This is a genomic window from Pantoea sp. 1.19 (assembly GCF_001922585.1).
In the GTDB taxonomy this organism is placed as follows: Bacteria; Pseudomonadota; Gammaproteobacteria; order Enterobacterales; family Enterobacteriaceae; genus 1-19.
In genome coordinates, this window is sequence record NZ_MRBS01000002.1 from 280,191 (window position 1) to 299,836 (window position 19,646).

At 63.3% G+C, this 19,646-nt stretch carries 18 protein-coding genes; 7 read left to right on the plus strand and 11 right to left on the minus strand.

The window, feature by feature from the left end; translation table 11 throughout:
* Positions 1–8: 8 nt before the first annotated feature.
* The 6 genes from accD to BS626_RS05240 all read right to left on the minus strand — a co-directional run bounded on the left by accD (position 9) and on the right by BS626_RS05240 (position 5,766).
* Complete coding sequence (gene accD, locus BS626_RS05215; RefSeq protein WP_075181338.1) at positions 9–923, minus strand: acetyl-CoA carboxylase, carboxyltransferase subunit beta; 915 nt, start codon at positions 921–923, stop codon at positions 9–11.
* A gap of 256 nt (positions 924–1,179) precedes the next feature.
* Positions 1,180–1,839 carry a DedA family protein gene (locus tag BS626_RS05220; protein ID WP_075181339.1) on the minus strand — a complete coding sequence of 220 codons (660 nt, stop codon included), beginning with the start codon at positions 1,837–1,839 and terminating at the stop codon, positions 1,180–1,182.
* Positions 1,840–1,867: 28 nt separating this feature from the next.
* Positions 1,868–2,686: a tRNA pseudouridine(38-40) synthase TruA gene (gene truA / locus BS626_RS05225; protein WP_075181340.1), complete on the minus strand. Its 819-nt coding sequence runs from the start codon at positions 2,684–2,686 to the stop codon at positions 1,868–1,870.
* Positions 2,686–3,696 carry an aspartate-semialdehyde dehydrogenase gene (locus BS626_RS05230; protein WP_075181341.1) on the minus strand — a complete coding sequence of 337 codons (1,011 nt, stop codon included), beginning with the start codon at positions 3,694–3,696 and terminating at the stop codon, positions 2,686–2,688. Before BS626_RS05230 ends, truA begins: the two co-directional genes overlap by 1 nt.
* 86 nt (positions 3,697–3,782) lie before the next feature.
* Positions 3,783–4,913, minus strand: a complete 1,131-nt coding sequence (gene pdxB / locus BS626_RS05235; protein WP_075181342.1) for a 4-phosphoerythronate dehydrogenase PdxB — start codon at positions 4,911–4,913, stop codon at positions 3,783–3,785.
* Between the two features lie 64 nt (positions 4,914–4,977).
* Positions 4,978–5,766 carry a helix-turn-helix domain-containing protein gene (locus tag BS626_RS05240; protein ID WP_075181343.1) on the minus strand — a complete coding sequence of 263 codons (789 nt, stop codon included), beginning with the start codon at positions 5,764–5,766 and terminating at the stop codon, positions 4,978–4,980.
* A 92-nt stretch (positions 5,767–5,858) separates the two neighbouring features.
* Between BS626_RS05240 and BS626_RS05245 the strand changes: the two genes are divergently transcribed.
* Positions 5,859–6,764, plus strand: coding sequence for a DMT family transporter (locus BS626_RS05245; RefSeq protein WP_075181605.1), 906 nt, complete (start codon positions 5,859–5,861; stop codon positions 6,762–6,764).
* Here BS626_RS05245 and BS626_RS05250 read toward each other — a convergent pair.
* Both BS626_RS05250 and tctD read right to left on the minus strand, forming a co-directional pair.
* Entirely contained in the window at positions 6,676–8,130 is a 1,455-nt protein-coding gene (locus BS626_RS05250) for a sensor histidine kinase (protein WP_075181344.1), read from the minus strand. The two genes, BS626_RS05245 and BS626_RS05250, sit on opposite strands and share 89 nt — an antisense overlap.
* Entirely contained in the window at positions 8,127–8,792 is a 666-nt protein-coding gene (tctD, locus tag BS626_RS05255; RefSeq protein ID WP_075181345.1) for a transcriptional regulator TctD, read from the minus strand. Before tctD ends, BS626_RS05250 begins: the two co-directional genes overlap by 4 nt.
* Positions 8,793–8,915: 123 nt before the next feature.
* On the opposite strand from tctD, the gene BS626_RS05260 reads away from it, so the two are divergent.
* From BS626_RS05260 to flk, 4 genes are all read left to right on the plus strand, one after another.
* A complete protein-coding gene (locus tag BS626_RS05260; RefSeq protein ID WP_075181346.1) occupies positions 8,916–9,896 on the plus strand; it encodes a tripartite tricarboxylate transporter substrate binding protein in 981 nt (326 codons plus the stop codon).
* Positions 9,897–9,908: 12 nt separating this feature from the next.
* Positions 9,909–10,340, plus strand: a complete 432-nt coding sequence (locus tag BS626_RS05265; protein WP_075181347.1) for a tripartite tricarboxylate transporter TctB family protein — start codon at positions 9,909–9,911, stop codon at positions 10,338–10,340.
* A gap of 9 nt (positions 10,341–10,349) precedes the next feature.
* Positions 10,350–11,864 carry a tripartite tricarboxylate transporter permease gene (locus BS626_RS05270; protein ID WP_075181348.1) on the plus strand — a complete coding sequence of 505 codons (1,515 nt, stop codon included), beginning with the start codon at positions 10,350–10,352 and terminating at the stop codon, positions 11,862–11,864.
* A gap of 106 nt (positions 11,865–11,970) precedes the next feature.
* Positions 11,971–13,008, plus strand: a complete 1,038-nt coding sequence (gene flk, locus BS626_RS05275) for a flagella biosynthesis regulator Flk (RefSeq protein WP_075181349.1) — start codon at positions 11,971–11,973, stop codon at positions 13,006–13,008.
* Here flk and BS626_RS05280 read toward each other — a convergent pair whose 3' ends face one another.
* The gene (locus BS626_RS05280; protein WP_075181350.1) at positions 13,009–13,458 is read right to left on the minus strand and encodes a rhodanese-like domain-containing protein; all 450 of its coding nucleotides are present in this window, start codon (positions 13,456–13,458) and stop codon (positions 13,009–13,011) included.
* 83 nt (positions 13,459–13,541) lie between these two features.
* Between BS626_RS05280 and BS626_RS05285 the strand changes: the two genes are divergently transcribed.
* A complete protein-coding gene (locus tag BS626_RS05285; protein WP_075181351.1) occupies positions 13,542–14,975 on the plus strand; it encodes a PLP-dependent aminotransferase family protein in 1,434 nt (477 codons plus the stop codon).
* Here the strand turns inward: BS626_RS05285 and BS626_RS05290 are convergent.
* Together BS626_RS05290 and fabB are read right to left on the minus strand one after the other, a co-directional pair.
* On the minus strand, positions 14,969–16,135 hold the full coding sequence (locus BS626_RS05290; RefSeq protein ID WP_075181352.1) for an arabinose transporter: 1,167 nt from the start codon (positions 16,133–16,135) through the stop codon (positions 14,969–14,971). The two genes, BS626_RS05285 and BS626_RS05290, sit on opposite strands and share 7 nt — an antisense overlap.
* Positions 16,136–16,240: 105 nt before the next feature.
* Entirely contained in the window at positions 16,241–17,458 is a 1,218-nt protein-coding gene (gene fabB / locus BS626_RS05295) for a beta-ketoacyl-ACP synthase I (protein ID WP_075181353.1), read from the minus strand.
* A 173-nt stretch (positions 17,459–17,631) separates the two neighbouring features.
* On the opposite strand from fabB, the gene mnmC reads away from it, so the two are divergent.
* Complete coding sequence (gene mnmC, locus BS626_RS05300) at positions 17,632–19,635, plus strand: bifunctional tRNA (5-methylaminomethyl-2-thiouridine)(34)-methyltransferase MnmD/FAD-dependent 5-carboxymethylaminomethyl-2-thiouridine(34) oxidoreductase MnmC (RefSeq protein ID WP_075181354.1); 2,004 nt, start codon at positions 17,632–17,634, stop codon at positions 19,633–19,635.
* Positions 19,636–19,646 lie beyond the last annotated feature (11 nt).

Sequence of the window (19,646 nt, forward strand, 5' to 3'; positions counted from 1 at the left end):
TTCGCGGTTCAGGCCTCGTGATTGCCCGGCGCCGGCTCGGCGGCGTCGGTCTCTTCCGTCAGCGCCTCCGGTGCCGGCTGGTTCATCATCTTAGCCAGCAGGCGCGCCAGTTTATGACGCATTTCCGGACGGCGAACGATCATGTCGATCGCGCCTTTTTCAATCAGGAACTCGCTGCGCTGGAAGCCCGGCGGCAGCTTTTCACGTACCGTCTGCTCGATCACGCGCGGACCGGCAAAGCCAATCAGCGCTTTCGGCTCGGCGATGTTCAGGTCACCCAGCATCGCAAAGCTGGCGGAAACGCCCCCCATGGTCGGGTCGGTAAGCACCGAAATATAGGGCAGGCCACGCGCCTGCATTCTGGCCAGCGCCGCGCTGGTTTTCGCCATCTGCATCAGCGACATCAGCGCTTCCTGCATGCGGGCACCGCCGGAAGCGGAGAAACAGATCATCGGGCAGTTGGCTTCCAGCGCCGCTTCCACCGCGCGCACGAAGCGGGCGCCAACCACGGAGCCCATTGAGCCACCCATGAAGGAGAACTCAAATGCCGCCGCCACCACGGGCATCCCGCACAGGGAGCCTTTCATGACGATCAGCGCGTCTTTTTCGTCCGTTTGCTTCTGCGCCGCCACCAGACGATCTTTGTACTTTTTGGAATCTTTGAACTTGAGCAGATCTTTCGGCTCCAGCTCGCTACCCAGCTCCACCGGGCTGCCTTCATCCAACAGACTCAGGAGGCGATCACGCCCATGCATACGCATGTGGTGGTCACATTTCGGACACACCTCGAGGTTACGCTCCAGTTCGGCGCGGTACAGGACCTGGCCGCAGCTGTCACACTTGGTCCATACCCCTTCCGGGATACTGGCTTTGCGTGATGGGGTAATAGTGCTCTTGTTGAGAATGCGTTCAATCCAGCTCATTGATGACCTTTCTGTTTGAACCTGTCAATCCGCGCGCCCGACGTTGCAGACATGACAACGCCCGTTATGAAGCGGCGCAGACCGGATAAACCAGTTGCTCTTTCTCTGCCAGAACGGATTCCGGCAGACCATAAATGTCGCTCATTAAACCATAACAGCCCGCCGCTGTGGATAAAAATCTGGTCGTACCGCGATGGTTTATCAGCGTGCGTGGCGGCAAAACGCCGCGGAGCCGCCCGCGATCGGGCGGTGTGCATTAGCGCGCTGCGCGCCGGGCCGCACGGCGATGGCGCCACACTTCTATCACGCCCGGCAGCACCGACACCAGAATAATCCCGACGATCAGCAGCTTCAGGTTCTCCTGCACCACCGGCAGGTCGCCAAACAGGTAGCCTGCATAAGTGAACAGCAGCACCCACAGCAGCGCGCCGGTCACGTTGTAAAAAGCGAAGTGTCGGTATGACATGTGCCCCATTCCGGCCACAAAGGGCGCGAATGTGCGCACAATAGGCACAAAACGCGCGAGAATGATCGTTTTGCCACCGTGGCGATCGTAGAAGGCGTGGGTCTTATCCAGATAGCGGCGGCGAAAAATTTTTGACTGCGGATTGCTAAACAGCTTTTCGCCAAACAGCCGGCCAATGGTGTAATTCACCGCATCGCCGAGAATGGCCGCCACAATCATCAGCGCCACCATGGTGTGGACGTTCAGATCGTTAGACGGCAGTGCCGCCAGCGCGCCGGCCACAAACAGCAGTGAATCGCCCGGCAGGAACGGCGTGACCACCAGCCCGGTTTCACAGAACAGGATCAGGAACAGAATGGCATAAATCCACAGGCCATACTGTGCCACCAGCTCCGCCAGGTGCACATCAATATGCAATATGAAGTCGATGACAAAACGAATCAGATCCATAGGTCTTTCCTAATGAAAACCGGGAAGTTCACTCCCCGAGAAATAAAGGGCCCATCGGTGGACGGGGTAAGGCAAAACATTCCGGGTAGTCAACGGAGACCAGATACAACCCCTGCGCTTTGGCGGTGGCCGCCGCCCGGGTGCGATCTTTTGCCGCCAGCAGCGCTGCCATCCACTCCTCGGGTTGATTACCGCAGCCGATTTCCATCAGGCTGCCGACGATATTACGCACCATATGGTGCACAAAAGCATTGGCTTTAATGTCCACCACCACGTACGCCCCATGGCGCTTCACCGCCAGGTGCATCAGGTTACGCCACGGCGTACGCGACTGGCACTGCACCGCACGGAACGAGGTAAAATCGTTCTCGCCCAGCAGACACTGCCCGGCGCGATCCATTTTGTCAGCATCCAGCGGATGATAGAAATGCGTCACCCCCTGGCTGAGCACCGCTGGCCGCAGCCGCTGGTTGTAGATAACATAGCGGTAGCGCCGCGCGGTAGCGCTGAAGCGGGCGTGAAACGCCTCCGGCACTGCCTTGACCCAGCGCACGGCAATATCGGACGGCAGATTGGCATTTACCCCCAGCGTCCATGCGGCGTCTTTCCGCTGCGCCGGAGTCTCAAAATGGACCACCTGGCCCGTGCCGTGGACGCCGGCGTCGGTGCGTCCGGCACAAAACACCGTCACCGGATGGTTGGCCACCGCCGACAGCGCCTTTTCCAGCGCCGCCTGCACGCTGCGCACTTCCTGCTGACGCTGCCAGCCGTAATAGCGGCTACCGTCATATTCAATCCCCAGCGCCAGCTTCTGCATCGCGGGCTGCGGGTGCTGCGGGCCGTTCATCAGTAGAGATACTCCCGCACCAACCGCTCAGCGGTCTTCACCGCCATCAGCGCGCCGCCAAAGCGGACGTTATCCGCCACGCTCCAGAACTGCACCAGATCCGGACTGCCATAGTCATTGCGCAGCGCGCCAATGCTCAGGCGATCATTATCCGAAGCGTCACCGACCTGGGTCGGGTAGTCCTGCTCGTCCGACAGATTCAGATCGTCAACGCGGGCCAGCTCATCCCGCGCCTCTTCCGCCGACAGCGGACGCAGGCCGGCAAAGTGAACAACTTGTGCACTGCCGTAAAAAACCGGGGTCTGTACGGCACTGACCGACAACGGCAGGCCCTCATCCTGCAAAACTTTGCGCACCTGATCGACCAGTGCGCGCTCCTGGGCCACGCTACCGGCGCTGTCACTCAGCAGCGGCAGCAGGTTAAACGCCAGCTGGCGACCAAAATAGTGCTCATCGGGCGGAATGCCGTTCAGCAGGCGCGCGCTCTCTCCCGCCAGCGCATCCACCGCCGCTTTTCCGGAGGCAGATGCTGGCAGCAGCTGCGTCACCTGCAAACGCCCCAGGCCGGCGGCTTCCATCAGCGGCTTGATTGCACACAGCAACTGACAGGTCGCGCTGTTAGCAACGCTGATAATGTTACGATTCCGGTAGTCGGCCAGCACCTGCGGATTCACCTCCGGCACCACCAGCGGCACGTCCGGATCGAGGGCAAAGCGATCGCTGCTGTCGATGATCAGGCAGCCGGCGCTGGCGGCCTCTTCGGCATACTGCGCGGCAGCGTCTGCCCCGGCGGCGAAAAACGCCAGCTGCGCCTGCGACCAGTCAAATTCGCGGGCATCAAGGACCTGCAGCGAACGACCGCGAAAACGCAGTACTTCGCCGGCCGAACGCTCGCTGCTCAGCAACCAGATCTCACCCACCGGGAATTCGCGCGCCTCCAGCGTTTCCAGTAATGCATTTCCTACTGCGCCCGTGGCACCCAGTAGCGCAATATTCCAGCCGTCAGACATGTTGCTGTACTCCAGACAATGACGTAAAAACAGAAGGCGGTGATCTCACCGCCCGAACATTCAGACGGCTCCCCAGCGGGAAGCCGCTATCCGATCGCCTGCGCGCTGAACCCTAAGGCGGTCAGCAGCGCGGCGCTGGCCGGATCGTCACACTGCACCCGCAGCGACGACCACTCGCGACGCTCATCATACTGCTTACGCAGACGATCAAACTCGCCCGACTGCCCGGCTACCTGACGCAGCAGGGCATCGTCGCGGCGCACATCATACACCAGATGCACCAGTCGTTTCAGCGTAGGCTGATCCAGCGCGCCATGCAGGCGTACCGACGGCACGGTCGGCGGCGGCAGCAGCGTCTCCAACGCCACCTGCTGCGCGTCACCCAGAAAGGCGGTCCACGCCTCAAAGACCTGGGTAGTGCCGCGCGCTTTGCCCTCAAGGGTATAGCCGGCAATGTGCGCCGTACCGATATCCACCTGCGCCAGCAGCGCCACATCGAGATCCGGCTCCGGCTCCCACACATCGAGCACGCAGCGCAGATCGGGGCGGTCGGCCAGCACGCGGCGCAGCGCGGCATTATCCACCACTTCGCCGCGGCAGGCGTTGATCAGAATCGCGTGGGGGCGCAGCGCGCGCAGCAGTGCATCGTCCGCCAGGTGCAGGCTTTGCCAGGGACCACTGAGATGCAGCGGCGTGTGAAAGGTCAGCACGTCGGCCTGCGCCACCAGCGTCGACAGCGGCAGAAATTCACCTTCATCACCGCGCGCGGCGCGCGGCGGATCGCACAGCAGTGTCCGCACCCCCCAGGCCGCCAGACGCGCCTGCAGGCGCGCGCCGACATTGCCAACGCCAACAATGCCCACGGTGCGATCGCGCAGAGCAAAACCATCGCGCTCCGCCAGCGCCAGTAGCGCAGAGAAGACATACTCCACCACCGCAATGGCGTTACAGCCCGGCGCGGCGGAGAAGCCAATGCCCTGCGCCGCCAGCCACGCCTGATCGATATGATCCGTACCGGCGGTCGCGGTGCCAACAAATTTTACCGGCGTGTCGGCCAGCAGCGCCGCATCCACCCGGGTCACGGAGCGTACCATCAGGCCATCGGCTTCCTGCAGCGCCGCCGGTGGAATCGGCCGGCCGGGCACCGCCGTCACCTCGCCGGTGCGGCCAAACAGTTCGGGTGCGTAGGGCATATTTTCATCGACAAGGATTTTCACGCGCTATTCCTGGCTTGGGTCACGGTTAGGGAGCGCCATTTTGCCACGTCCCGCCGCGTAGACGCTATCCCTGATGGCGCAGTCGTTGCCGGTAGCGCTCCGGCGTGGTCCCCGCGTGCTGCTGAAACATGACGATCAGCGCCGAAGCGGTGCTGTAACCCAGCTGCAAGGCGGCCTCCTGCACCGTTTTTCCCTGCTCCAGCAGCGCAATAGCATGGATAAAGCGCAGCCGCTGCCGCCACTCGCTAAAGCTCATGCCCAGTTCGCGCCGCGCGCGCCGGGCCAGCGTACGCTCGGTGGTAAAAACGCGTCTGGCCCACTCGACCAGCGGCGTATTGTCAGCCGGATCCTGCTCCAGCGCCTGCAGAATGGGCGCGAGGAAGCGATCCTGCGACGTCGGCAGATAGCTCTCCTGCGGCGTCGCCAGCCGTAGCTGATCGCACATGACCTCGCACAGCCGCAGATCGGCCGGCGCTGTCGGCAGCGCCAGCTGCCGCCCGGCGCAGTGATCAACAATCGCGGTGACTATCGGGCTCACCCGCAGCAGACAGGCGCGCGTCGGCAGCCCCTCACACGCCGCACGGCAGATATTGAAGGTGCGAAAACCCACCTGACGGTGGTTGTAACAGGCGTGCGGGCTGTCCGGCGGGATCCACACCGGAAACGCCGGCGGAGTCAGCAGTCGCTCCCCTGCCACCTGCATCTCCAGCACGTGGCCCTGGACAAAGATCGCCTGTCCCCAGGGATGCTGATGCAGCTCATATTCCGTGCGGGCATTCGCCTGCTCGTAGCGTAGAAAAAAGCGAAAATTATCGCCGTGTTCAGGGGGGTGGTACGTCAGTTGATTCCGCATTGTCGGTTCAGGAAAAGCGTCTGTCTGGTTATCACTATCTGTTTATGTTCAGACATGCGTACACTGCCGTCAACCTGATATTGGAGAAGCGTATGCCGTTTTTATTTCCGGTGATTGCCGTACTGATTTGGTCGGTCAATGCCATTGTGAACAAGCTGGCGGCCGGGGCGATTGATCCGGCCGCCATCGCGTTTTATCGCTGGTTGCTGGCGCTGCTGGTCTTAACGCCGCTGGCGCTACCGGGCGTGTGGCGCGCCCGGGCCACGGTGCGCCGCCACCTGTGGCAGCTGCTGATTCTGGGGCTGCTCGGCATGGTGCTGTATCAAAGCCTTGCCTACTATGCCGCCCACAGCGTCAGCGCGCTGTTGATGGGGATCCTGAATTCACTGATTCCACTACTGACGGTGCTGTTCAGCGTGCTGCTGTTGCGCCATACCCCGACGCTGGGCGTGGTGCTCGGCGGTCTGCTGTCGCTGGGAGGGCTGCTGTGGCTGATCAGCGAAGGCCAGCCGGCGCGGCTCCTGAACTACGGCATCGGTCGCGGTGAGCTGATGATGCTGGCGGCTTCGGCCTCCTACGCGCTGTACGGCGTCCTGACCCGGCGCTGGGCGATTCCGCTGAGCGGCTGGAAAAGCCTGTGGGTGCAGATCCTGTTTGGCGTGCTGCTGCTGCTGCCGGGCTTCTTGCGCGTTCCCGATGCGGCGCTGACCCGCGAATCGCTGCCGCTGGTGCTGTTCGCCGGACTGTTTGCCTCGCTGCTGGCGCCCTGGCTGTGGCTGAAAGGCGTGGCGCTGCTCGGCGCCAACCACACCAGCATTTTTATGAATCTGGTGCCCATTTTTACCGCCGCCATCGCCGTGCTGTTTCTCCATGAGCAGATGCACGGCTACCACTATCTCGGCGGCGGCCTTACGCTGGTGGGCGTGCTGCTCTCTCAGCGCCTGCGCCGCCCGTTCGCTCTTCGCCGTCGTCCGCAGGCGGATCCGGCAGAGGGGTAAAGCGTATCAATACCCGCAGCCCGCCCAGCGTCGGGCTGCGATCCAGCCGCGCCTGGGTGCCGTGCCACTCGGTAATGTCTTTCACCAGCGCCAGTCCCAGCCCGCTGCCGGCCACCGGCGTCTCCTGCGGTAAACGGCCAAACGGCTCCATCGCCTGCTGGTGCAGTGCCGGCTCAATTCCCGGTCCGCTGTCTTCAATACTCAGCACGCCGTTTCGCACGCTGGCGGTGACCATGCCGTCCGCCGGGGTATATTTCAATGCGTTATCCAGCAGGTTAGCGCACAGCTCGGACAGCAGCAGCGCATCACCGGCCACCCGGCAGCGCTCATCGCCCTCGTAGCCCAGATCGATCTGCCGGCTGCGCGCCTGATTCAGACTGAGCATACAGGCTTCCTGTACCACCGCCACCAGCTCCAGCGGCTGGCGCGAAAGCGCAGCCTGCTGGTGCGCGCGCAGCCGCGACAGCTGGAGCAGGCGATCGGTCAGGGTAATGGTGTCGCTGAGGGTGGCACGCATCCCCAGTAAACTTTCGCGCCACTGCTGGGGATCGTGGCTTTTTAACGCCATTCCCACCTGGGTGTTCAGAATGGTCAGCGGCGTTCGCAGCTGGTGAGAGGCATCGGCGCTGAATCGCGCCTGTCTGTCAACCATCTGCCGCAGCCGCGCCTGGAAGTGGTTAAATGCCAGCATCAGCGGCTGCATCTCCGACCAGGGGATGACCGCCGGCAATGGCCGGAGATCGCCCGGATCGCGGCGCATCAGAATAGCGGAAAGGTGGCGCAGCGGCCGCAGCAGGCGACGAATCAGCAGCGCCACCAGCAGCAGCGTAATCAGCACCAGTGCACTCTGGCTAAACAGTGCGGTCATCAGCAAATTACGGGCAAACTCCCGGCGGGAATTGAGGGTCTCCGCCACGAGGATCAGCGCCATCCCCTCGACGCCCCCCTCATTTACCGGCTGCCAGAGAGCGGCAATCCGAATCGGCTGTCGGCGATAGCGCGCATCATAAAAGTGCACCAGCGCCGGGTAGTGCGGCGACATCTGCGAAGTGATGGGGATCGGTGGCAGATCGTCAAAACCGGACAGAGTGTGGCCGTCCGGTGAGATCACCTGATAAAACAGCTGATCGTTCATGTTGCGCTCGAAAGTGTCGAGTACCACCCAGGGCACATCCACCTCCAGTCGGTGCTCCCTGACCCGCAGGCGTTCCGCCACGGTGCGCGCCGACGCCAGCAGCGAGCGGTCATAGGCCTGCGTCGCCGCCGCCAGCGCGCTCTGATAGTGCGTCCAGACCGACAGCGCCCACAGCAGGAGCAGCGGCAACCCCAGCCACAGCAGCAGCTGCCCACGCAGCGATCGGGTCATTGCGGGCACTCAAGGGTATAGCCCAGACCGCGAAGGGTCACGATCGACACGTTACTGCCGGCCAGCTTTTTGCGCAGCCGGTGAATATACAGCTCAATGCTTTCGAGGCTGGCCTCATCGTCCAGGGTGAACGTCTGCTCATACAGATACTGTCGCGACACCGGTTTACCCGGGCGCTGCATCAGCGTGGTCAGCACGCTGGTTTCGCGCGGCGTCAGCGACAGCGACCGGTCAGCCAGCACGAAGTACCCCTCTTCGTGCAGTACCAGTTCGCCAAAGTGCTGCGCCTCCTGCCCCAGCCCCTGGCTGCGGCGCAGCAGCGCGCGTATCCGTGCCTCCAGCTCCTCCAGCTCGAAAGGCTTGGTCAGGTAATCATCCGCCCCCTGATTCAATCCTTTCACCCGATCGGCAACATCGGCCCGCGCGGTAAGCAGCAATACCGGCGTGCTCTGGCCGCGTTTGCGCATGCGCGCCAGTAAATCCAATCCATTTAGCCGCGGCAGTGAGACATCCAGCACCACCAGCGCATAGCGCTCGCTCAGCAGCACGTGGTCAGCCGCCACGCCGTCGGCTACCCAGTCCACGGCAAAGCCCGCCTGACTGAGCGCTTTCTGCAGCCAGTTGGCCAGTTCAACCGTATCTTCCACCAGTAAGAGACGCATATCACATCCTGTCACATTAATTCCGCATTGAAAGGTAAATGAAAGGTTAAGGGGTTAACAATTCAGCAACCCCCAATTCGCGGGGCGCTTCACAGTCTGAAATAAAAATAACCGGAGTACCCTATGAAAACAGCGATCCGCACCGTCCTTGCCACCCTGACGCTGAGCGTTGCCGTCCCGGCCGCCGTTGCCGCCGATGCCCCGTCGCGTACCGAATGTATTGCCCCCGCGAAGCCCGGCGGCGGCTTTGACCTGACCTGTAAATTACTGCAGGTGTCGCTGCAGGAAACCGGACAGATTACATCGCCGATGCGCGTAACCTACATGCCGGGCGGCGTTGGCGCCGTGGCTTACAACGCCATCATTGCCCAACGCCCGGCGGAAGCCGGCACCGTGGTCGCGTTCTCCGGCGGTTCACTGCTCAATCTGTCGCAGGGCAAGTTTGGTCGCTACAGCGTGGATGACGTGAAGTGGCTGGCCGCCGTGGGCACCGATTACGGCATGGTGGCAGTGCGCGCCGATGCGCCGTGGAAAAATCTCGATGAGCTGCTCGAGGCGATGAAAAACGATCCCAACAAGGTGGTGGTCGGTGCCGGCGCGTCGATCGGCAGTCAGGACTGGATGAAAACCGCGCTGTTGGCCCGGTCAGCGGGCGTGGACCCGCGCAAGATGCGCTACGTGGCATTTGAAGGCGGCGGCGAATCGGTCACCGCACTGTTAGGCAATCACATTCAGGTGGTCTCCGGCGACATGAGCGAAATGGTGCCGCACCTGCAAAGCGGCAAAATGCGCGTGTTGGCAGTGATGTCCGAGAAGCGCCTGCCCGGCGAACTGGCCGCGATCCCCACGGCCAAAGAGCAGGGCTATGACGTGGAGTGGCCGGTCATTCGTGGATTCTACCTCGGACCGAAGGTGAGTGACGCCGATTATCAGTGGTGGCAGCAGGCGTTCGACAAGCTGGCGGCCAGCGACGAGTTTAAAAAACAGCGCGATCTGCGCGGCCTGTTTGAGTTTAACCTGACCGGCGAAGCGCTGGACAGCTACGTGAAAAAACAGGTCGCGCAATATCGCGAGCAGGCTAAATCCTTTGGCCTCGCCAAATAAGCGGAGGCGCGCATGAGTGACAAACTGTTTGGCGGCGTCTGGCTGCTGCTGTGCCTCGGCGGCCTGGTTATCGGCTGGGGCATCACCACCGAATACAGCTATGAGCCGGTCGGACCGCGCCCGTTTCCGCTAGTGATCCTGGCGCTGATGGCGCTGTGCGCCGTCGGCCTGCTGCTGCGTAAGCCCGACAGCGTGCGCTGGCCTGACCGCCGGGTGCTGCGGCGACTGCTGGCGATGATGGTCATGCTGATGGCGTACGGCTGGGTGTTTGAAAGCCTCGGCTTTCCCCTCGCCACCGCGCTACTGACCTGCGGCATCGCGATGTTGTTTGGCGCCAGCTGGTGGGCCGGTGCACTCTCCGGCATCATCAGCGGCCTGCTGCTGTTTTACAGTTTTGACCGCCTGCTTGACGTCACTCTGCCCATCGGCAGCTGGCTTTCCTGAGGAGAGACCATGGAAACCTGGAATTTTTTAATGCAGGGCTTCAGCGTCGCGCTGACGCCCACCAATCTGATGATCGCACTGGTTGGCTGTTTTATTGGCACCATCGTCGGTCTGCTGCCGGGCCTCGGCCCGATCAACGGCGTGGCGATCCTGATGCCGCTGGCATTTGCGCTGCATCTGCCGGCCGAGTCCGCACTGATCCTGCTGGCCACCGTGTACATTGGCTGTGAATACGGCGGCCGCATCTCCTCCATTTTGCTGAACGTCCCGGGAGATGCCGGAGCGATCATGACCGCCCTGGACGGCTACCCGATGGCGCAGCAGGGCCGGGCCGGCGTCGCGCTGTCCATTTCAGCGGTCAGCTCGTTCATAGGCTCGACGATAGCCATCCTCGGCATCATTTTGTTTGCGCCACTGCTGGCTAACTGGTCGCTGGCGTTTGGCCCGGCCGAGTATTTTGCTCTGATGGTGTTTGCCATCGCCTGTCTCGGCGGAATGATGGGCAGCAATCCGGTGAAATCCCTGCTGGCGGCGCTGATGGGGTTGGCCATGGCCACCGTTGGCGTGGATGCGAATACCGGCGTCTACCGCTTTACCTTCGACAGCGTGCATCTCTCAGATGGTATCCAGTTTGTGGTGGTGGTCATTGGTCTGTTCTCGGTCAGTGAAATTTTACTGATGCTGGAATCGACCAGCAGCGGACAAAAAGCGGTACGCGCCAGCGGCCGGATGATGTTTAACGTGAAAGAGGGCCTGAGCTGCCTTGGCACCACGCTGCGCTCCTCATTCCTCGGCTTTTTCGTCGGTATTCTGCCCGGCGCCGGAGCCACCATCGCCAGCGCCATGGCCTACATGAGTGAGAAGAAAATCACCCGCAGTACCGAGTTTGGTAAAGGTGATATTCGCGGCGTCGCCGCCCCGGAAGCGGCGAATAACGCCTCGGCCTGCGGCTCGTTTATTCCGATGCTGACGCTGGGCGTACCCGGCTCCGGCACCACAGCGGTGATGATGGGCGCGCTGACGCTGTATAACATCACCCCGGGGCCGGCCATGTTCACTGAGCAGCCCGATATCGTCTGGGGACTGATTGCCGCGCTGCTGATTGGCAACGTGATGCTGCTGCTGATGAACATCCCGATGATCAACCTGTTTGCGCGCATGCTCACCGTACCGATGTGGATCCTCGTCCCGGCGATTGCCACCATCTCGGCGGTTGGCGTCTACGCGGTGCACAGCACCACCTTTGACCTGCTGCTGATGGTTGGGCTGGGGATCTTCGGCTATATCCTGCGTAAGATGGACTTCCCGATGTCGCCGCTGATTCTCGGCTTCGTGCTGGGCGAGCTGCTTGAACAGAATCTGCGCCGCGCCCTCTCTATCAGCAACGGCCAGCTGCCGATTTTGTGGGAAAGCCCGATCAGCAAAGTACTGCTGGTATTGGCGGTACTGGTTCTGGTCGGCCCGCTGTTCTGGAAGCGCTGGCGCCGCAAACAGCGTCAGCTGCTGGCCAGCGAAGGCAAGTAACTTTTTTGGCCGCCGCAAGGCGGCCGATAATAGGCTTTATCGTGCGGTTTTGTTACCATAGGCGATGCGTTTTTTTCCCGGCGGATCGACCAACAAGGATACCGCGATGCAACCTATTAGTGGACGTGGCGTCCCGCCCGGCGGCGAACGCGCCGTCGTTGACCATCAACCCGGTTCTTCCCGTCCCCACGCTGGCGAACAGCCACTCTCGCCGGCCCAGCGTACTACGCTGGAACGCCTGATCACCCGTATCCTTGCGCTCAGTAATCAGAAGGGGCCCGAACTGTGGGCCGGTATCCGTCACGAGGCTGGCGTCAAGAGTGATACCGAGCTGGTGGCGCATCACTTTCCCGCTGCCGAGCAGTTTCTGCAGGAGCGGCTAACCCAGGCACAAAGCAGCCACGCTACCCGCCAGCTGCTGCAGCAGCTGACCGACCTGCTGCCGCAGGGCAACAACCGCCAGGCGGTGAGCGATTTTATCCGCCAGCAGTTTGGCCACACGGTTCTGAGCGCGCTAAGTCAGGATCAGCTACGCCAGGTGCTGACCATGCTGCAAAACGGCCAGATGGCGATTCCGCAGCCGCAGCACGCCACACCGTCCGATCGCACCCTGCTGCCCGCAGAGCATCATGCGCTGAATCAGCAGATTGCCCGGTTGGCGGCGGCCACCGGAGAACCGCCGGCCACGCTCTGGCAGACGGCGCTCAAGCTGGTTCAGTTAAAACCGGGCGATCCGGTACCGGCCCGCCATTTTCCTCTGCTGACGCAGTATCTGCAGGTGCGTCAAACTCTCAGTCAGGTGGCAGCCCCTACCCTGCAGCGGCTGGAAAGCCTGCTGAAACAGCCGCTCGACGCCGGCGAACGTCAACAACTTGAGCAGTACAGCGAACAGCGCTACCAGATAGCACCCGGCGCGGTGCTGAGCGCTAATCAGGCGCAGGATCTGCTCAGTCAGCTGTTTGCCCGCCGCGCAGAGAAGCTGCGCGAACAGCCACTGGCCAGCAGTGAGCAGGCGCCACAGCCGCTGCTGCATCCCGGCGATACCGCGCGTCCGCCCGTTTTACAACCGCTCAGCCAGCGCCCGGCCCTGATGGTGCTGGCCGCCCTGCTACTGGCGCTGCTGCTGTTCTGGCTGCTGCGCTGATCAGCAGCTGCAGTCAGCCGGCGCCTGCGATGGCCAGCTGCCTGCCTTATCGCCGGTCACCAGCGGGTGACCGTCGCGACGCCAGAAATCCAGCCCACCAATCAGCTCTTTTACCTGCAATCCGGCGCTGGCCAGCTTCCACGCGCCCTTTGTCGATCCATTACAGCCAATCCCATCGCAGTAGGTGACGTACACCTTTTCTCGATCCAGCGTTGCCAGCGTCTGCGCATTCATGGTGCGATGCGGAAAGCAGTGCGCGCCGGGAATATGCCCCGCCAGCCAGGCGCTCTCGGCCCGGGTATCAATCACCACCAGCGCCGTGACGCCGGCGGCCAGATCGGACGCCAGGTCCCAGGCATCGGCATAGTGAGCCAGCTTACCGGCCAGCCACGCCACGCTTTGTACCGGGCTGGCCGGAGGAAACTGCAGAACCTGCGATTCGCTTGTCATGGTGATGCTCCCGTGATGTTTTCGTTATATTAACGTAAAAATGGTCTGGATAATCAGACCATTTCCCGCCGGGAGATAAGACCATGTTGCACCACGACGCCGCGCTGCTGCACGCCTGGCAACAGCATGATGCGCCCACGCGCAAAGCGCGTCTCTGCCTAACGCTGCGCGCGCTGCTGCGTCAGCAGCAGCTGCCCGCCGGCAGCCGCCTGCCTGCTTCACGGCGGCTGGCCAGCCTGCTGTCGCTGTCGCGAGTCACCGTTGAGGCCGCGTATGCCCAGCTGGAGAGTGAGGGCTGGCTGCTCCGTCATACCGGCCGCGGGACCTTTGTTGCCCTGCAGCTGCCGGCGCCCGCGCCGCGCCAGGGGCCCACCGACGCGCTCCCGCTCTCGCCGCGCGCCGCGGCGCTGCTGCGCCAGCCCGGATGCCAGGATCCGCTGTTTCCGCGCGCCTTTGCCGCCGGTTCACCCGATCTGCGTGCCTTCCCGCTGGCGCTGTGGCAGCGCCTGGGAACGCGCAGCTGGCGGCTACAGGGTGATGCCCTGCTGCGCTACGGCGATCCGCAAGGCTATGCCCCGCTGCGCGAGGCGCTCACCCACTATCTGGCCGAAATGCGCGGCGTCCGCTGCCACGCCGGGCAGATCATGGTGTTAACCAGCTCCCAGCAGGCACTGCATATGCTGGGGCTGCTGCTGTGTGACGCGGGAGATCGCGTCTGGCTGGAAGATCCGGGCTACGCCGGAGCGCGGCAGGCGTTTCTCAGCGCGGGCGCGGTGGTGTCCGGACTGCCGCTGGACGCGCACGGCGCCCGCCTGCCCGAGGCAGCGGACGTCGCCGGCGGGCTGGCCTACCTGACGCCCTCCCACCACTACCCGAGCGGCTGTAGCATGAGCCTGTCGCGCCGGCTGGCGTGGCTGGAGTATGCTCGCCAGCGGCAGATCTGGATAATCGAAGATGATTACGACAGTGAGTTTTGCTATGACGGGACGCCGCTACCGGCGCTACAGGGACTTGACCCTCACGGGCGGGTCATTTACGTGGGCACCTTCTCCAAAACCCTGTTCCCTTCGCTGCGGCTGGCGTATCTGGTGCTGCCGGAGGCGCTGGTTACCCCGCTGTGCCAGCTGCGCAGCGTGATCGATGGCCACAGCGCCCAGCAGCCGCAGGCGGTGACCGCGGCGTTTATCGCGGAGGGGCATTTTGCCGCGCATCTGCGGCTGATGCGCCAGCTGTACCGCAGCCGCCGCGATCTGCTTCGGCAACAGCTGGCGGAAAAGCTCGCGGGGGAACTGCAGCTGCTGCCCGCCAGCGGCGGCCTGCAGCTCACCGCGATGCTGCCCGGCGGCGGGGAGTCGCGGCTGCGTCAGCAGGGGCTGGAACACGATTTGCTACTGCCGGGGCTGTCAGGGCTGTCGCAGCAGCCTCACCCGCCACAGGGCCTGATCCTCGGCTACGCCGCCCTCCGTCCGGCGGAGATCACCGCGGCCGTCGATCGGCTGGCGCGCCTCGATTACTGACGGCGGGCAAACGCGCCAATCAGCATCAGCCCGCCCAGCGCCGCAAGGGCGCCGGCAAAAAATACCTCGCGGTAGCCGAAACCGCTGGCCAGCAGCCCGGTCAGCGGACCGCTCAGGCCGTAGGCCACGTCCTGAAACGCGGCATAACCACCCAGCGCGGTTCCGCGCACCTGTGGCGGCACGCGCCTCACCACTTCCACCCCCAGCGCCGGAAAAATCAGTGAACAGCCACAGCCGGTCAGCGCCGCGCCCAGCAGTGCCAGCCCGGCGCCCGGCGCCAGCCCCAGCAGCAGCAGACCGCCGATTTCCACCGCAAACGATACCCCCGCTACCCGAATACCGCCGTAGCGATCCGGCATCCAGCCGAACAGCACCCGCATCGCCACAAACGCCAAACCAAAGGCGCTGAGCGCAAAACCGGCATTTCCCCACTGCTGGCTGGCAAAATAGAGGGAGACAAAGGTGCCGATCACCGCAAAACCCACTCCCTGCAGCGCCAGCCCGGCACCCGGCAGGCTGATTGTTGTCAGCACCGACCACAGCGAAGGCCGCGCGCCGCCGTGGGGCGCCACCGGTCGTACCCCAAGGTTAGACAGCAGCGCCAGCAGCGGCAGGATAAGCGTCGTCACGCCCAGCACGGCGAAACCGCCGTAGCCATACAGCAGCAGGCCCACCGGTGCCCCGACCGCCAGCGCACCGTAAATCGCCATACCGCTCCACGACATGACTTTACCCGCGCGGCCGGCGGCCACCAGCCCCAGTCCCCAGGTCAAATTGCCGGTTAGCAGCTGGCTTTCACCAAATCCCAGTATCAGCCGTCCCAGCAGCAGCAAAGCAAATTTGCCCATCACCGGCAGCGGCAGCAGCGCGGCCAGCAGGTAGGCCACGCCCGCCAGCGAACAGGCCAGCAGCCCCTGGATGGCCGAGCGTTTGGCACCGCGCTGATCCGCCAGGCGTCCGGCATAGCTGCGGGTCAGCACCGTGGCCAGAAACTGGATGCCCACCGCCACGCCCACCATCACATTGTTCAGTCCCAGCTCGTGGTGCACCCAGAGGGGGATCACCGGCAGCGGCAGGCCGACGGTCAGGTAGCCTAAAAACACAGCGAAGGTAATGCGGGCGAGTGAACGGTTTTCGCTGCCGGGCGTGCCGGTAATCATACAGAGGCTCCTTGCCAGATAAAAAAATGCCCCCTGACGCAAGCGACAAGGGGCGGATCTCGCGCGGGCCTGCCGGCCCGGCGCGTCAGGGATCAGTGACGCACATCAGGCGTATTTACGCATCACCAGCGTGGCGTTGGTGCCGCCGAAGCCAAAGCTGTTGGACATCACGGTGGTCAGCTGACGCTCGGTCGGCTGGGTGATGATATCCATGCCCTGCGCGGCCTCGTCCAGCTGCTCAACGTTGATGCTCGGCGCGATAAAGCCGTGCTCCAGCATCAGCAGGGAGTAAATGGCTTCCTGCACGCCGGCGGCGCCCAGTGAGTGGCCGGTCATCGCTTTGGTGGCTGAGATAGCCGGGGTGCGGTCGCCGAAGACTTCGCGGATCGCGCCCAGCTCTTTCACGTCGCCCACCGGGGTGGACGTACCGTGGCTGTTGAGATAGTCAATCGGCGTGTCCACACCGTGCATCGCCATCTGCATGCAGCGCACCGCGCCTTCGCCGGACGGTGCAACCATGTCAGCGCCGTCAGAGGTGGCACCGTAGCCAACGATTTCGGCATAGATGTGGGCACCGCGCGCCAGCGCGTGCTCCAGCTCTTCAACCACCACCATGCCGCCGCCGCCGGCAATCACAAAGCCGTCGCGGTTCGCATCATAGGTGCGGGAGGCCTTTTCCGGCGCATCGTTGTATTTGGTGGACAGCGCGCCCATGGCGTCGAATTCGCAGGCCATTTCCCAGCACAGCTCTTCGCCGCCGCCGGCAAACACCACGTCCTGCTTACCTAACTGAATCTGCTCAACGGCGTTACCGATACAGTGCGCAGAGGTCGCGCAGGCCGAGCTGATGGAGTAGTTAACACCGTGGATTTTGAACGGGGTCGCCAGGCAGGCGGATACGCCGGAGGCCATGGCTTTGGTCACCACGTAAGGGCCAACCGCTTTCAGGCCGCGCGGGCTGCGCATGGCGTCAGCACCAAACACCTGATATTTCGGAGAACCGCCGCCAGAGCCGGCAATCAGGCCGACGCGGGGGTTATTCTGATACTGTTCGTTCGTCAGACCAGCATCTTTAATCGCTTCTTCCATGGAGAGATATGCATAGATGGACGCGTCACTCATGAAGCGTACAACTTTGCGGTCGATGAGACCTGTGGTATCGAGCTTAACGTTACCCCAGACGTGACTACGCATGCCGGAATCTTTCAGCTCCTGGGAGAAAGTAATACCTGAACGCCCCTCACGCAGAGATGCGAGCACTTCCTCCTGGTTGTTACCGATGCTGGAGACGATTCCCAGGCCAGTAATCACTGCACGTTTCATTCAAAACCCCTTCCACTTCATATTCAGGGTCTCAGCCCTGGTTCACAAGAGAGCACAGCCTAGCTTACACTTGTACGCCGAACAAGTCCGATCAGCGATTAACTTTTGTAAATTTGCGTCACGTCACCCCGGGGGGTAAAATCGCGCCATCGCCTGAAATACGAGCCCTTCTTGTGAAATACTCCGCCGTTGAGCACGCCAATTTACGCTGGAACGAACAGGGTACACCTGTTTCCCGAGTCTTTGATGACGTCTACTTCTCGAACCAGGATGGCCTTGAAGAAACCCGCTATGTATTTCTCGGCGGCAACGGCATTCCGGCGCGTTTTGCCGATCACGACCGCGATCGGTTTGTGGTGGCGGAGACCGGTTTTGGTACCGGCCTGAACTTCCTCACGCTGTGGCAGGCGTTCGACGCTTTCCGCCTGCAGCAGCCGGGCGCCGCGCTGCGTCGCCTGCACGTCATCAGCGTGGAGAAATTTCCCCTGCGCCGCGACGATCTGGCCGCCGCGCACCGCCGCTGGCCGACGCTGGCGCGGTATGCAGACGCGCTGCAGCAGCAGTGGCCGGCGGCGCTGCCCGGCGCTCACCGCCTGCAGTTTGCCGACGGCACGATCGTGCTCGATTTGTGGTTTGGCGATGTTAACGCACTGATTGAACAGTTTGATGACAGCCTTCAGCGCCAGGTCGATGCCTGGTTTCTTGACGGCTTCGCGCCGGCGAAGAACCCGGAGATGTGGCACGATGCGCTGTTTCAGCAGATGGCGCGGATGGCGCGCCCGGGAGGGACGCTGGCTACCTTTACCGCCGCCGGCTTTGTCCGCCGCGGCCTGCAGGCGGCCGGTTTTACGATGCAGAAGCGTCAGGGCTTCGGCCGCAAGCGCGATATGCTGACCGGCGTGATGCACGCCCCGCCACCGCTGTCCGACCGCCAGCCGTGGTTCGTGCGGCCCGCCGCGCAGGACGACGACATCGCGCTGATCGGCGGCGGAATTGCCAGTGCCACCCTGGCGCTGGCGCTGCTGCAGCGCGGCCAGCGCGTCACCCTGTACTGCGCCGATGCGCGTGCGGCGCAGGGCGCCTCCGGCAACCGCCAGGCAGCAGTCTATCCGCTACTCAGTCAGCACGATCCGGCGCTGGCGGCGTTCTTTCCCCACGCCTTTACCTTCGCCCGCCGCTTCTATGACGCCTTGCCGCTGCGCGTGGCGCATGCGTGGTGCGGTGTCACCCAGCTGGCGTGGGACGAGAAAAGCGGCGAGAAAATTGCGCGGATGCTGGATATGGCGCTGCCGGACGCGCTGGCGGTCGCGCGGGATGCGGCGGCGGTGGCCAGCGGCTGCGGTCTCGACACCGGCTGCGGGGGTATCCACTATCCGCTCGGCGGCTGGATTGCTCCGGACGAGCTGGTGCCGCAGCTGCTGGCGCTGGCCGGGCAGCGCGGCGCGCGGCTGCACTGGCAGCACCGGCTAACCGCCCTGACCCGCGAGGACAATGAAGGCTGGACACTTCACTTTAGTCACGGCGCGTCCTCCCGTCACCGTCAGGTGGTACTGGCCTGCGGCGAGGCGATCGGCACGTTTGCGCAGAGTGCTGCCCTGCCGGTCTATCCGGTGGCCGGCCAGGTGAGCCACGTCCCATCGCAGGGTGCCCTGAGCGCCCTGAAGGAAGTGCTGTGCTACGAGGGCTATCTGACGCCGGTCAGCCCGACCCACGGTACACACTGCCTGGGCGCCAGCTATCGCCGCGGCCAGACAGACAGGGAGTACCGCGACGGCGATCAGCAGCACAATCGTCAGCGTTTAATCGACTGCCTGCCGCAGGCCGACTGGGCGCAGGAGGTGGACGTTAGCGGCGGCGATGCGCGGGTAGCGGTGCGCTGCGCCTCACGCGATCATTTACCGCTGGTCGGGGCGCTGCCCGATTATGATGCAACACGGCGTATCTATGCCGATCTGCATCGTCGCCCGCAGGAGGCGGAGGCGGCGCCATCGTGGCCGGGGCTGTTTGTGCTGGGTGCGTTGGGATCGCGCGGATTGTGCACCGCGCCGCTGTGCGCCGAAGTACTGGCCGCCCAACTGTGCGGCGAACCGCAGCCGCTGGACCGCGATACGCTGGCGGCGCTCAATCCAAATCGCTACTGGGTGCGTAAGCTGTTGAAAGGACGGCCGATCGGCTAAACCGGCCGGGG

What these genes read in the sequence shown, in the direction of transcription:
- BS626_RS05265 (WP_075181347.1), top strand. Translation starts at nt 9,909, where the DNA reads ATGAGTGACAAACTGTTTGGCGGCGTCTGGCTGCTGCTGTGCCTCGGC.
- fabB (WP_075181353.1), bottom strand. Translation starts at nt 17,458, where the DNA reads ATGAAACGTGCAGTGATTACTGGCCTGGGAATCGTCTCCAGCATCGGT.
- BS626_RS05285 (WP_075181351.1), top strand. Translation starts at nt 13,542, where the DNA reads ATGTTGCACCACGACGCCGCGCTGCTGCACGCCTGGCAACAGCATGAT.
- BS626_RS05220 (WP_075181339.1), bottom strand. Translation starts at nt 1,839, where the DNA reads ATGGATCTGATTCGTTTTGTCATCGACTTCATATTGCATATTGATGTG.
- truA (WP_075181340.1), bottom strand. Translation starts at nt 2,686, where the DNA reads ATGAACGGCCCGCAGCACCCGCAGCCCGCGATGCAGAAGCTGGCGCTG.
- accD (WP_075181338.1), bottom strand. Translation starts at nt 923, where the DNA reads ATGAGCTGGATTGAACGCATTCTCAACAAGAGCACTATTACCCCATCA.
- BS626_RS05230 (WP_075181341.1), bottom strand. Translation starts at nt 3,696, where the DNA reads ATGTCTGACGGCTGGAATATTGCGCTACTGGGTGCCACGGGCGCAGTA.
- BS626_RS05280 (WP_075181350.1), bottom strand. Translation starts at nt 13,458, where the DNA reads ATGACAAGCGAATCGCAGGTTCTGCAGTTTCCTCCGGCCAGCCCGGTA.
- flk (WP_075181349.1), top strand. Translation starts at nt 11,971, where the DNA reads ATGCAACCTATTAGTGGACGTGGCGTCCCGCCCGGCGGCGAACGCGCC.
- BS626_RS05240 (WP_075181343.1), bottom strand. Translation starts at nt 5,766, where the DNA reads ATGCGGAATCAACTGACGTACCACCCCCCTGAACACGGCGATAATTTT.
- BS626_RS05260 (WP_075181346.1), top strand. Translation starts at nt 8,916, where the DNA reads ATGAAAACAGCGATCCGCACCGTCCTTGCCACCCTGACGCTGAGCGTT.
- BS626_RS05270 (WP_075181348.1), top strand. Translation starts at nt 10,350, where the DNA reads ATGGAAACCTGGAATTTTTTAATGCAGGGCTTCAGCGTCGCGCTGACG.
- BS626_RS05250 (WP_075181344.1), bottom strand. Translation starts at nt 8,130, where the DNA reads ATGACCCGATCGCTGCGTGGGCAGCTGCTGCTGTGGCTGGGGTTGCCG.
- BS626_RS05290 (WP_075181352.1), bottom strand. Translation starts at nt 16,135, where the DNA reads ATGATTACCGGCACGCCCGGCAGCGAAAACCGTTCACTCGCCCGCATT.
- BS626_RS05245 (WP_075181605.1), top strand. Translation starts at nt 5,859, where the DNA reads ATGCCGTTTTTATTTCCGGTGATTGCCGTACTGATTTGGTCGGTCAAT.
- tctD (WP_075181345.1), bottom strand. Translation starts at nt 8,792, where the DNA reads ATGCGTCTCTTACTGGTGGAAGATACGGTTGAACTGGCCAACTGGCTG.